The organism is Ensifer sp. MJa1 (assembly GCF_037026475.1).
Classification (GTDB): domain Bacteria; phylum Pseudomonadota; class Alphaproteobacteria; order Rhizobiales; family Rhizobiaceae; genus Ensifer.
The window spans coordinates 16,688-29,325 of record NZ_JAKUMO010000033.1 but is presented as its reverse complement, the minus strand read 5'-3'; the positions used below and the strand labels follow the sequence as shown (position 1 = coordinate 29,325).

8 protein-coding genes and 1 tRNA gene are annotated in these 12,638 nt (G+C 59.8%); all 9 read right to left on the bottom strand.

The features are described from left to right. Positions 1 to 167 precede the first annotated feature (167 nt). On the bottom strand, positions 168 to 4,373 hold the full coding sequence (rpoC, locus tag MKZ91_RS28885) for a DNA-directed RNA polymerase subunit beta' (RefSeq protein ID WP_336174478.1): 4,206 nt from the start codon (positions 4,371 to 4,373) through the stop codon (positions 168 to 170). A 184-nt stretch (positions 4,374 to 4,557) separates the two neighbouring features. Continuing rightward, positions 4,558 to 8,697 (bottom strand): DNA-directed RNA polymerase subunit beta, encoded by a 4,140-nt coding sequence (gene rpoB, locus MKZ91_RS28880; RefSeq protein WP_336174476.1) that lies wholly within the window; start codon positions 8,695 to 8,697, stop codon positions 4,558 to 4,560. 267 nt (positions 8,698 to 8,964) lie between these two features. Beyond that, positions 8,965 to 9,342 carry a 50S ribosomal protein L7/L12 gene (gene rplL, locus MKZ91_RS28875; RefSeq protein WP_064329845.1) on the bottom strand — a complete coding sequence of 126 codons (378 nt, stop codon included), beginning with the start codon at positions 9,340 to 9,342 and terminating at the stop codon, positions 8,965 to 8,967. A 58-nt stretch (positions 9,343 to 9,400) separates the two neighbouring features. After that, positions 9,401 to 9,919, bottom strand: a complete 519-nt coding sequence (gene rplJ, locus MKZ91_RS28870; RefSeq protein ID WP_034795485.1) for a 50S ribosomal protein L10 — start codon at positions 9,917 to 9,919, stop codon at positions 9,401 to 9,403. Between the two features lie 330 nt (positions 9,920 to 10,249). After that, entirely contained in the window at positions 10,250 to 10,948 is a 699-nt protein-coding gene (gene rplA / locus MKZ91_RS28865) for a 50S ribosomal protein L1 (protein WP_336174475.1), read from the bottom strand. A gap of 4 nt (positions 10,949 to 10,952) precedes the next feature. Beyond that, the gene (gene rplK, locus MKZ91_RS28860) at positions 10,953 to 11,384 is read right to left on the bottom strand and encodes a 50S ribosomal protein L11 (protein WP_336174474.1); all 432 of its coding nucleotides are present in this window, start codon (positions 11,382 to 11,384) and stop codon (positions 10,953 to 10,955) included. A 215-nt stretch (positions 11,385 to 11,599) separates the two neighbouring features. Then, on the bottom strand, positions 11,600 to 12,130 hold the full coding sequence (gene nusG / locus MKZ91_RS28855) for a transcription termination/antitermination protein NusG (protein WP_034795476.1): 531 nt from the start codon (positions 12,128 to 12,130) through the stop codon (positions 11,600 to 11,602). Between the two features lie 16 nt (positions 12,131 to 12,146). Further along, positions 12,147 to 12,347 carry a preprotein translocase subunit SecE gene (secE, locus tag MKZ91_RS28850; RefSeq protein WP_173516242.1) on the bottom strand — a complete coding sequence of 67 codons (201 nt, stop codon included), beginning with the start codon at positions 12,345 to 12,347 and terminating at the stop codon, positions 12,147 to 12,149. A 198-nt stretch (positions 12,348 to 12,545) separates the two neighbouring features. Next, positions 12,546 to 12,621: transfer RNA gene (locus MKZ91_RS28845), tRNA-Trp, on the bottom strand. Between the last annotated feature and the right edge of the window lie 17 nt (positions 12,622 to 12,638).

The following is a 12,638-nucleotide window of genomic DNA, read 5'->3' as shown; positions in this document are numbered from 1 at the left end:
TCGTAGCCGATTAGAGGACAAAAACATGCAGCACTTCAAAGTGCCACAGCGACCTTTGCGCGTCTGATAAGACGCGCGGCGCAGTCGAAAACGAAAAGCCGCCGAGATCGCTCTCGGCGGCTTTTCCTTGGTCGGGGTCAGAGGGGGCGGAGCTCGCCCTTCCCCATTTACTCTGCTGCGGCGTTCTCGTTGGCGAGATCGGCAAGCATCGGCGTTGCGACATCTGCACCGGTGCCGCGACGACGCTCTTCGAGAATCATCTCGTCGCGCGCGGTTGCGATGCGGCGGATCTGCGTCATCGTGCCACCCGTACCGGCCGGGATCAGACGGCCGACGATGACGTTTTCCTTCAGGCCCTGCAGGCCGTCCGTCTTGCCGGCGATCGCCGCTTCGGTCAGGACCTTGGTGGTTTCCTGGAACGAAGCTGCCGAGATGAAGGACGGTGTCTGCAGCGACGCCTTGGTGATGCCGAGCAGGACCGGATCGCCGTAGGCCGGCTTCTTGCCCTGTTCGATCAGGCTGTCGTTGACGTCTTCCAGCTCGATACGATCGACATTGTCACCGACGATGTAGGTCGAGTCACCGGCGTCGGTGATTTCAACCTTCTGCAGCATCTGACGGACAATGACCTCGATGTGCTTGTCGTTGATGACAACGCCCTGCAGTCGGTAGACTTCCTGGATTTCGTTGACCAGGTAGGAAGCGAGTGCTTCCACGCCCTTGATCGCCAGGATGTCGTGCGGCGCCGGGTTGCCGTCGAGGATGTAGTCGCCCTTTTCGATGTAGTCGCCATCCTGAAGATGGAAGGGCTTGCCCTTCGGGATCAGGTACTCGACCGGCTCGACGCCGTCTTCCGCAGGCTCGATCAGAACGCGACGCTTGTTCTTGTAGTCGCGGCCGAAGCGGATGGTACCATCGATCTCAGCGATGATGGCGTGATCCTTCGGACGGCGAGCCTCGAACAGTTCGGCAACGCGCGGCAGACCACCGGTGATGTCCTTGGTCTTGGCGCTTTCGAGCGGCGAACGTGCAAGCACGTCACCCTGGGAGACCTTCGTGCCCGGCTCGACCGACAGAATGGCGTCGACCGAAAGCATGAAGCGTGCGTCACCACCGCGCGAAAGCTTCGCGACGGCGCCGTTCTTATCCTTGATGACGATCGCTGGCTTCAGGTCGGTACCGCGCGGCGTCGAACGCCAATCGATAACCTGACGCTTGGTGATGCCGGTGGATTCGTCGGTTGCTTCGAGCACCGAGATGCCGTCGACGACGTCTTCGAAGTGAACGGTACCTTCCACTTCCGTCATCATCGGACGGGTGTAGGGGTCCCACTCGGCGAGACGCTGGCCGCGCTTCACCTTGTCGCCATCGTCGACGAGGATCTTCGAACCGTAGGCAACGCGCTGCGACGAACGCTCGACGCCGCGCTCGTCCAGGATCTGGACGGCCATGTTGCGGCCCATGGCGACGAGAACGCCGTCCGAGTTGCGCAGCATGTTGCGGTTCTTGATCTGCACCGTACCTTCGTACGACGCTTCCAGGAACGACTGGTCGACCACGGTCGCCGTACCACCCAGGTGGAAGGTACGCATGGTGAGCTGGGTGCCCGGCTCACCGATCGACTGCGCGGCGATAACACCGACCGCTTCGCCCATGTTGACCGGCGTACCACGTGCCAGGTCGCGGCCGTAGCAGACGCCGCAGACGCCCGTCTGGATTTCGCAGGTCAGTGCCGAACGGATACGGATCGACTGGATACCAGCCTTTTCGATCTCGATGACGTCGGCTTCAAGGATCATCCGGCCGGCATCGACGATGCGAGCGCCCGTGATCGGGTGATCGATGTCGTCGAGCGCCGTACGGCCGAGAATACGGGCGCCGAGCGAGGCAACAACCTGACCGGCGTCAACGATAGCCGTCATGGTGAGGCCGTTTTCGGTACCGCAATCAACGGAGTTGACGATGCAATCCTGCGCCACGTCGACGAGACGACGGGTCAGGTAACCCGAGTTCGCGGTCTTCAAGGCGGTGTCTGCCAGACCCTTACGGGCACCGTGGGTCGAGTTGAAGTACTCGTTAACGGTCAGGCCTTCCTTGAAGTTCGAAATGATCGGCGTCTCGATGATTTCACCCGACGGCTTGGCCATCAGGCCGCGCATGCCGCCCAGCTGACGCATCTGGTTCGGAGAACCACGAGCACCCGAGTGCGACATCATGTAGATCGAGTTCATCGGCTTCTGACGGCCGTTGTCGTCGAATTCCACCGCCTTAATGCGGGCCATCATTTCGTCGGCAACCTTTTCGGTAGCCTTGCCCCAGGCATCAACGACCTTGTTGTACTTCTCGCCCTGGGTGATGAGGCCGTCATTGTACTGCTGCTCGTATTCCTTCACGAGCGCTTCAGTATCGCCGACGATCTTCACCTTGGTGTCCGGGATGACCATGTCGTCCTTGCCGAACGAAATGCCGGCGCGGCAGGCATGGGCAAAGCCGAGCTGCATGATGCGGTCGCAGAAGATAACCGTGTCCTTCTGGCCGCAATGGCGGTAGACCGTGTCGATCATCTTGGAGATGTTCTTCTTGGTCATTTCCTGGTTGCAGATGTCGAACGGCACGTTGACGTTGCGCGGCAGGAGTTCGCCGATGATCATGCGGCCAGGCGTGGTTTCATAGATCTTCGAAACCGGGTTGCCCTCGGCGTCGACGGTCTTGAAGCGGCCACGGATCTTGGCATGCAGGGTCACGGCCTTGGTTTCGAGCGCGTGATGCAACTCGCCCATGTCCGAGAACGCCATGCCTTCGCCCGGCTCGTTCTGGTTCAGGATCGACAAGTAGTAGAGACCCAGAACCATGTCCTGCGACGGAACGATGATCGGCGCGCCGTTTGCCGGGTGCAGAATGTTGTTCGTCGACATCATCAGCACGCGGGCTTCAAGCTGGGCTTCGAGCGACAGCGGCACGTGAACGGCCATCTGGTCACCGTCGAAGTCGGCGTTGAAGGCCGTGCAGACGAGCGGATGCAACTGGATCGCCTTGCCTTCGACCAGGGTCGGTTCGAAGGCCTGGATGCCCAGGCGGTGCAGCGTCGGCGCGCGGTTCAGGAGAACCGGATGCTCGCGGATGACCTCGTCGAGGATATCCCAGACTTCCGGCTTTTCCTTTTCAACCAGCTTCTTGGCCTGCTTGACGGTCGAGGAGTAACCCTTGGCGTCAAGGCGGGCATAGATGAACGGCTTGAACAGCTCGAGCGCCATCTTCTTCGGCAGGCCGCACTGGTGCAGCTTCAGTTCCGGACCGGTCACGATAACCGAACGGCCGGAATAGTCGACGCGCTTGCCGAGCAGGTTCTGGCGGAAGCGGCCCTGCTTGCCCTTGAGCATGTCGGACAGCGACTTCAGCGGACGCTTGTTGGCGCCGGTGATGACGCGGCCGCGACGGCCGTTGTCGAACAGCGCATCGACAGATTCCTGCAGCATGCGCTTTTCGTTGCGGATGATGATGCCCGGAGCACGCAACTCGATCAGGCGCTTCAGACGGTTGTTACGGTTGATGACGCGGCGATAGAGATCGTTCAGATCCGACGTCGCGAAACGGCCGCCGTCGAGCGGAACCAGCGGGCGCAGGTCCGGCGGGATCACCGGAACGACCTTCATGATCATCCATTCCGGACGGTTGCCGGATTCCATGAAGTTCTCGACGATCTTCAGGCGCTTCATCAGCTTCTTCTGCTTCAGATCCGAAGTCGTCTCCGCAAGCTCAGCGCGCAGATCGCCAGCGATCTTCTCCAGGTTCATCGAAGCGAGCATTTCATAGATCGCTTCGGCGCCGATCATGGCGGTGAACTGGTCTTCGCCGAATTCGTCAACGGCGAGCATGTAGTCTTCTTCGCTGAGGAGCTGGTTTTCCTTCAGCGACGTCAGACCCGGCTCGGTGACGATGTAGTTTTCGAAGTAGAGGACGCGCTCTACATCCTTCAGCGTCATGTCAAGCAGCGTAGCGATACGGCTCGGCAGCGACTTCAGGAACCAGATGTGGGCAACGGGAGCGGCAAGCTCGATGTGGCCCATGCGCTCACGGCGAACGCGCGACAGCGTGACTTCAACGCCGCACTTTTCGCAGATGATGCCCTTGTACTTCATGCGCTTGTACTTGCCGCACAGGCACTCGTAGTCCTTGATCGGGCCAAAGATGCGCGCGCAGAACAGACCGTCGCGTTCCGGCTTGAACGTGCGGTAGTTGATCGTCTCCGGCTTCTTGATCTCACCGTAAGACCAGGAAAGAATCTTCTCCGGCGAGGCGATCGAAATCCGGATGGAATCGAAGGTCTGTGCAGGCACCTGCGGATTGAAAAGATTCATGACCTCTTGGTTCATGCCTGTCTCCTTTACGGGCTTTACGCCCTGAGCTTGGCGAGGGTGCCGGCTAATCCCGGGCGCCGGCCCCTGCCCCATAAACAGCTAAAACCGCATCGGCTGCGGTTCTGTTCCTGCCGGAGACGGAAGCGTCTCCAGGCGGAAACGGTGCGCGCCGCTCATGCGGCACGCACCTTGGGTCCCTTTACTCGGCTGCGTCCGGCAATTGTGCCGCGCTGGCGTCGTCGACCTTCGAGTTTTCGAGCTCGACCGAAAGGCCCAGCGAGCGCATTTCCTTGACGAGAACGTTGAAGCTCTCCGGAATGCCCGCTTCGAAGGTGTCGTCGCCACGGACGATCGCTTCGTAGACCTTGGTACGACCGGCAACGTCGTCCGACTTGACCGTCAGCATTTCCTGCAGGGTGTAGGCGGCGCCGTAGGCTTCCAGCGCCCAGACCTCCATTTCCCCGAAGCGCTGACCGCCGAACTGCGCCTTACCGCCCAGCGGCTGCTGGGTGACGAGCGAGTACGGACCGATCGAACGGGCGTGGATCTTGTCGTCGACCAGGTGGTTGAGCTTCAGCATGTAGATGTAGCCCACGGTCACCTGGCGGTCGAACTGATCGCCGGTACGGCCGTCATAGAGCGTCGACTGACCGGTCACCTTGAGGCCGGCCTTGGCCAGCATCTCGTTGACGTCGGCTTCGACAGCACCGTCGAAGACGGGGGTCGCGATCGATACGCCGCGGCGGGTCTGCTCGGCCAGGCGCACGATCGACTCGTCGTCGTACTGCTTGATCGGCTCGCCCTTCGGACCGGATCCGATGACGTCGTCGATGGTCGCACGCAGCGGCTTGATGTCCCCACTCTCGTTGTAGGCATCAAGCATTGCGCCGATCTTCTTGCCCATGCCGGCGCAAGCCCAGCCGAGGTGCGTCTCGAGGATCTGGCCGACGTTCATGCGCGAAGGCACGCCGAGCGGGTTCAGAACGACGTCAACATGCGTGCCGTCTTCCAGGAACGGCATGTCTTCGATCGGCACGATGCGCGACACGACACCCTTGTTGCCGTGACGGCCGGCCATCTTGTCGCCCGGCTGGATCTTGCGCTTAACAGCGACGAAGACCTTGACCATCTTCATGACGCCCGGAGGCATTTCGTCGCCGCGCTGGACCTTCTCGACCTTGTCCATGAAGCGCTGTTCAAGGCGCGACTTGGACTCGTCGTACTGGGCGCGCAGAGCTTCGATCTCGCCCTGAGCCTTTTCGTCTTCGACGGCGAACATCCACCACTGCGAGCGGGGGTATTCGCTGACGACGAGGTTCGAAAGCTCGGTGCCCTTCTTGAAGCCCTTCGGGCCGGCGACGGCCGTGTGACCACGCAGCATGTCGACGAGACGTGCGTAGACGTTACGGTCGAGGATCGCCTGTTCGTCGTCGCGGTCCTTGGCGAGGCGTTCGATTTCCTCGCGCTCGATCGCCATCGCGCGCTCGTCCTTCTCAACGCCGTGGCGGTTGAAGACGCGAACTTCGACGACGGTACCGAAGGTGCCAGGCGGCATGCGCATCGAGGTGTCGCGAACGTCGGAGGCCTTTTCACCGAAGATGGCGCGCAGAAGCTTTTCTTCCGGCGTCATCGGGCTTTCGCCCTTCGGCGTGATCTTGCCGACGAGAATGTCACCCGGCTGAACCTCAGCACCGATATAAACGATACCGGCTTCGTCGAGGTTGCGCAGCGCTTCTTCCGAAACGTTCGGAATGTCGCGGGTGATTTCTTCCGGACCGAGCTTGGTGTCACGCGCCATCACTTCGAACTCTTCGATGTGGATGGAGGTGAACACGTCGTCGCGCACGATGCGCTCGGACAAGAGGATCGAGTCTTCGTAGTTGTAGCCGTTCCACGGCATGAACGCGACGAGCGCGTTGCGGCCGAGGGCCAGGTCACCGAGGTCAGTCGACGGACCGTCCGCGATGATGTCACCCTTGTTCAGGACGTCACCGACGGTGACCAGCGGGCGCTGGTTGACGCAGGTGTTCTGGTTCGAACGCTGGAACTTCTGCAGCCGGTAGATATCGACGCCCGACTTCGACGGATCGAGGTCTTCGGTGGCGCGGATAACGATACGGGTCGCGTCAACCTGGTCGACGACGCCGCCACGACGGGCTGCGATCGCAGCGCCGGAGTCACGGGCAACGACCGGCTCCATGCCGGTACCAACGAACGGTGCTTCGGCGCGCAGCAGCGGCACGGCCTGACGCTGCATGTTCGAGCCCATCAGTGCGCGGTTGGCGTCGTCGTTCTCAAGGAACGGGATGAGCGCCGCTGCGACCGAAACGAGCTGCTTCGGCGAAACGTCCATCAGGTTGATGTTGTCGCGCGGTGCCAGCATAACTTCGCCGGAGTGACGGCAAACGACGAACTCTTCAACGAAGGAGCCATCGTCCTCGAGAACCGAGTTTGCCTGGGCGACGTGATACTTCGCCTCTTCCATTGCCGACAGATAGACGACGTCGTTTGTCACCTTGCCGTCAACGATCTTGCGGTACGGGCTTTCGATGAAGCCGTACTTGTTGACGCGGGCGAAGGTTGCAAGCGAGTTGATCAGACCGATGTTCGGGCCTTCCGGCGTTTCGATCGGGCAAATACGGCCGTAGTGGGTCGGGTGAACGTCGCGGACTTCGAAGCCTGCGCGCTCGCGGGTCAGACCACCCGGGCCAAGTGCCGAAAGACGGCGCTTGTGGGTGATTTCCGAAAGCGGGTTCACTTGGTCCATGAACTGCGACAGCTGCGAGGAGCCGAAGAATTCGCGAACGGCGGCAGCCGCCGGCTTCGCGTTGATCAGATCCTGCGGCATGACCGTGTCGATTTCGATCGAGGACATGCGTTCCTTGATCGCGCGCTCCATGCGGAGCAGGCCGAGACGGTACTGGTTCTCCATGAGTTCGCCGACCGAACGAACACGGCGGTTGCCGAGGTTGTCGATGTCGTCGATCTCGCCCTTGCCGTCACGCAGCTCGACGAGCATCTTGACGACAGCCAGGATGTCTTCCTTGCGCAGGATGCGCACGGTGTCGGCAACCTCGAGGTCGAGGCGCATGTTCATCTTGACGCGGCCGACGGCCGAAAGATCGTAGCGCTCTGCATCGAAGAACAGCGTGTTGAACATGGCTTCCGCAGAATCCATGGTCGGCGGCTCACCCGGACGCATGACGCGGTAGATGTCGAACAGGGCGTCCTGGCGGTTCTCGTTCTTGTCGGCCGCAAGCGTGTTGCGGATATAAGCGCCGACATTGATGTGGTCGATGTCGAGAACCGGGATCTCGTCGAAACCAGCCGAGAGGATGACCGGCAGGGTCTTCTCGTCGATTTCGTCGCCGGCTTCGAGATAGATCTCACCGGTGCCGTAGTTGACCACGTCTTCGGCAAGGTAGTTGCCGTAGAGATCGTCATCGGTCGCCTTGAGTGCCTTCAGGCCCTTGTCCTGCAACTGGCGAAGCAGACGCGGGGTGAGCTTCTTGCCAGCTTCGACCACGACTTCGCCGGTGTCGGCGTCAATCATGTCGGTGATGGCCTTCTGACCCTTCAGTGCATCCGGCTGGAACGGAACGCGCCAGCCTGCGCCGTCGCGCTGGTAGAGCGACTTCGTATAGAAGGTGTCGAGGATTTCCTCGCCGTCCATGCCAAGCGCCATCAACAGCGAAGATACCGGGATCTTGCGGCGGCGGTCGATACGGGCATGCACGATGTCCTTGGCGTCGAACTCGATGTCGAGCCAGGAACCGCGGTAGGGGATGACGCGGGCCGCAAACAGAAGCTTGCCCGACGAGTGGCTCTTGCCCTTATCGTGGTCGAAGAACACGCCCGGCGAACGGTGCATCTGCGAAACGATAACGCGCTCGGTGCCGTTGACGATGAAGGTACCGTTGTCGGTCATGAGCGGCATGTCGCCCATGTAGACGTTCTGTTCCTTGATGTCCTTGATCGACTTCGCGCCGGTATCCTCGTCGATATCGAACACGATGAGGCGCAGCGTCACCTTCAGCGGCGCTGCGTAGGTCAGGTCGCGCTGACGGCATTCCTCGACGTCGAACTTCGGCGGCTCGAATTCGTAGGAGACGAATTCAAGCATCGATGCGCCCGAGAAATCCTTGATCGGGAAAACCGACTTGAAAACAGCTTGGAGCCCTTCGTCCGGGCGACCGCCCTTGGGCTCTTCAACCATCAAAAACTGGTCGTAGGAAGCCTTCTGAACCTCAATGAGGTTCGGCATTTCTGCGACTTCTGGAATTTTACCAAAAAACTTGCGTACGCGCCTGCGACCGTTAAACGAAAGGGTCTGAGCCATCGTCGCTCCTTGTCAATCTTGCATCCGGGCCTGCAACGGACGGGAACCGATGGCCAGTCGACCCCGTCAATCAATGAGTAGTTCAATCTCGTCCAGCTAACGGAAAACACTCAGCGCGGATTGCTGTGCCGATTTCCGTTCGAGACCATCCTCTTGAAGAACCCATTACCCAAGAGCCGTTTTTCGACAGGCTCTTGGGTAATATGTTCTAAAAACGGTCAAAGAGAGGCGGCCTGAAAAGGCCACCTCCCCTTGCATGTAGTCGAATTACTTGACGTCAACCTTGGCGCCAGCGTCTTCGAGCTTCTTCTTGAGGTCAGCAGCTTCAGCCTTGGAAACTGCTTCCTTAACCGGCTTCGGAGCGCCTTCGACCAGGTCCTTGGCTTCCTTGAGGCCGAGACCGGTGATGCCGCGAACTTCCTTGATGACGTTGATCTTGTTGGCGCCAGCGTCAACGAGGATAACGTCAAACTCGGTCTTTTCTTCTTCAGCAGCAGCCGGAGCAGCGCCGCCGCCAACAGCAGCAACAGCTACAGGAGCAGCAGCCGAAACGCCCCACTTCTCTTCGAGCAGCTTGGAAAGCTCAGCAGCTTCCAGGACGGTCAGCGAGGAGAGGTCTTCAACGATCTTTGCGAGATCAGCCATTTTACTTTTCCTTTTGTTCGGTTCGAACTGGTTTTAAATACAACAGCGAAAATCCGCCTTAGGCGGCTTCGTCCTTCTTGGCATAGGCCGAGAACACGCGAGCAAGCTGGCTTGCCGGTGCCTGAACAACCGTTGCGACGCGGGTTGCCGGGGCATTGAGAAGGCCCAGCAGCTTTGCGCGCAGCTCGTCGAGCGAAGGCAGGGTCGCAAGCGACTTGACTGCTTCGGCGTTGAGCGTGGTCGTTCCCATGGCGCCACCGAGAACAACGAGCTTGTCGTTGGTCTTGGCGAAATCCATGACAACCTTAGGAGCCGTGATCGGGTCTTCGCTGTATGCGATCAGCGTCTGACCCTTGAAGAGATTTGTCATCCCTTCCGACTCGGTGCCCTGAAGAGCGATCTTGGCCAGGCGGTTTTTCGCGACTTTGACGGTGCCGCCAGCAGCGCGCATCTTCGAACGGAAGTCGTTCATCTGCGCAACTGTGACACCAGCATAGTGGGCCACGACAACCGAACCGGAAGCCTTGAAGACTTCGTTCAGCTCCGTGACGAATTCGCGTTTTTCCGCTCTTTCCACTGTCTGTCTCCAGTAGACAGGGTTGCAATAATGCAACCCCATCGGGTTTGCCTTTGTCACCCGAGATCGAGCTCGATCCCTAGTAACGCTTAAGGATCCTGTCCCTTGGCGTTCCCGGAAGAGCCGGGTCTGACACAAGGCAAGCGAGGTTCGAACCGAATTTCGACGCCTCCGGCGTCATTTTGAAATTCAGATCTTACCCGTCTCATGCAGGCCGAAGTGATTAAGGTAAAACCACCCGCAATCTCGGACAGGAGTTCCGGACTTGACGTCCGGATTCCCGGCCCCGAAAGGCCGGGAATTCAGTCTCGGGCCGAAGCCCGAAATTCATTAGGCGACGCTGAGCGTGGCCGGGTCGATCTTGAGGCCCGGGCCCATGGTCGACGAAATCGCGACGCGCTTGACGTAGTTGCCCTTGGCGCCGGTCGGCTTGGCCTTGATCACGGCGTCAGCGAAAGCGCGGATGTTTTCTTCCAGCGCCTTGGCGTCGAAGGATGCCTTGCCAATGCCAGCGTGAACGATACCGGCCTTCTCGACGCGGAACTCAACGGCGCCGCCCTTGGAAGCCTTGACAGCACCGGCAACGTCCATGGTGACCGTTCCGACCTTCGGGTTCGGCATCATGCCGCGCGGGCCGAGAACCTTACCGAGACGGCCGACGAGCGGCATCATGTCCGGGGTCGCGATGCAGCGATCGAAATCGATCTTGCCGCCCTGGACGATTTCGACCAACTCTTCTGCGCCAACAACGTCTGCACCAGCAGCCTTGGCTTCGTCAGCCTTGGCGCCACGTGCGAAAACGGCGACGCGAACCGAGCGGCCGGTGCCGTTCGGCAGGTTGACAACGCCGCGGACCATCTGGTCGGCGTGGCGCGGATCAACGCCGAGGTTCATCGCAACTTCGATGGTCTCGTCAAACTTGGCGGTCGCACGGTCCTTGACCATCGAAACGGCTTCGGTGAGGCCGTAGATCTTCGTCGGATCGACGCCTTCGCGGGACTTCTGTACTCGCTTTGCAATCTTCGCCATGGTCTTAGCCTACCACTTCCAGGCCCATAGCGCGGGCAGAGCCCTCGATCATGGCCATTGCGCCTTCGATATCGGCAGCATTGAGATCCTTCATCTTGGCTTCGGCGATCGACTTGATCTGAGCCTTGGTGAGCTTGCCGGCCGAACCGCCCTTACCGGGGGTCTTCGAACCGGACTGGATCTTCGCTTCCTTCTTCAGGAAGTAGCTGACCGGCGGCTGCTTCATGACGAAGGTGAAGGACTTGTCCTGGTAATAGGTGATGACGACCGGGATCGGCATACCCTTTTCCATTTCCTGCGTAGCCGCGTTGAACGACTTGCAGAATTCCATGATGTTAATGCCACGCTGACCGAGCGCAGGACCGATCGGCGGGGACGGATTGGCCGACCCAGCCTTCACCTGCAGCTTGAGCTGGCCTGCAACTTTCTTAGCCATTTCTCTCTGCCTTTTCTAAAATCCCATCGCGACGGATCGCTTCCGGGATCAGTTGCGCCGGTTTCCCGGCCTCTTGCCGACCCATGAGGATCGGCGGCTGCGGTTGCGTGGTGCGGGACATCCGACCCGGCTAAGGCCGGCACCCTCCCACGCGCATGCGGATCGCTCCGCCAGAACGGGTCGTAACCCGCTCTATCTCTTTAAAAAAGATCTTCTCAGACCTTCTCGACTTGACCGTATTCTAGCTCGACCGGCGTTGCGCGGCCGAAGATCGAAACTTCGACCTTGAGGCGCGAACGCTCCTCGTCGACATCCTGAACGACGCCGTTGAACGAGGCGAACGGACCGTCGGAAACGCGAACCTGCTCACCGATCTCGAAGGAGACCGACGGCTTCGGCCGCTCGACGCCATCCTGGACCTGACCAAGGATGCGCTCCGCCTCATGGTCCGGAATCGGAACCGGCTTGCTGTCGGTACCGAGGAAGCCCGTTACCTTCGGCGTGTTCTTGATGAGGTGGAAGGCCTCGTCCGTCAGATTGGCGCGAACCAGAACGTAGCCCGGGAAGAACTTGCGCTCAGCGTCAACCTTGCGGCCGCGGCGCACTTCAACAACCTTCTCGGTCGGCACCAGAATCTTCTCGAACAGGTGCTCGAGACCCTTCTGCTTGGCCTTTTCCTCGATTGATTCAGCGACCTTCTTTTCGAAGTTCGAATAGGCGTGAACAATATACCAGCGCGCAGCCATGCTACTCTCCACCCAATCAAGCGCCAACGTTGAGGACGAGGCCGATCAGCCACCCCATCAACTGGTCCGCAGCAAAGAAGAAGGCGGCGGCAAAAAAGACCATGACAAAAACCATCAGCGTCGAGATCATCGTCTCGCGCCGGGAAGGCCAAGTCACTTTCGACGTCTCAGAGCGAACCTGCTGCAGAAACGTTACCGGATTCGTTTTGGATGCCATGTAATGCTCACGCCATTACGGCGCGTAAAGCCGATGATTCAGCCCCACGCACCGCGTGTCTGTTTGGACCCTACATAAAGACCGATTCTAAAAACCACAAGAGCCAATCAGTCTTTTTTGTGAATTTCGTCGACCGGCTAACCGGCCGTTAAGCTTTATTCTGCCGAACCCTCAACCTCTACGCAAGGATGAAGAGAATGGCAGGGGCAGAGGGGCTCGAACCCCCGACCTGCGGTTTTGGAGACCGCCGCTCTACCAACTGAGCTATACCCCTATTCAGCTACGACTTCG

Excerpts from the sequence above, each read along its gene's own strand:
- rplK (WP_336174474.1), bottom strand. The coding sequence starts at position 11,384 with ATGGCTAAGAAAGTTGCAGGCCAGCTCAAGCTGCAGGTGAAGGCTGGG.
- rplL (WP_064329845.1), bottom strand. The coding sequence starts at position 9,342 with ATGGCTGATCTCGCAAAGATCGTTGAAGACCTCTCCTCGCTGACCGTC.
- secE (WP_173516242.1), bottom strand. The coding sequence starts at position 12,347 with ATGGCATCCAAAACGAATCCGGTAACGTTTCTGCAGCAGGTTCGCTCT.
- nusG (WP_034795476.1), bottom strand. The coding sequence starts at position 12,130 with ATGGCTGCGCGCTGGTATATTGTTCACGCCTATTCGAACTTCGAAAAG.
- rpoC (WP_336174478.1), bottom strand. The coding sequence starts at position 4,373 with ATGAACCAAGAGGTCATGAATCTTTTCAATCCGCAGGTGCCTGCACAG.
- rplA (WP_336174475.1), bottom strand. The coding sequence starts at position 10,948 with ATGGCGAAGATTGCAAAGCGAGTACAGAAGTCCCGCGAAGGCGTCGAT.
- rpoB (WP_336174476.1), bottom strand. The coding sequence starts at position 8,697 with ATGGCTCAGACCCTTTCGTTTAACGGTCGCAGGCGCGTACGCAAGTTT.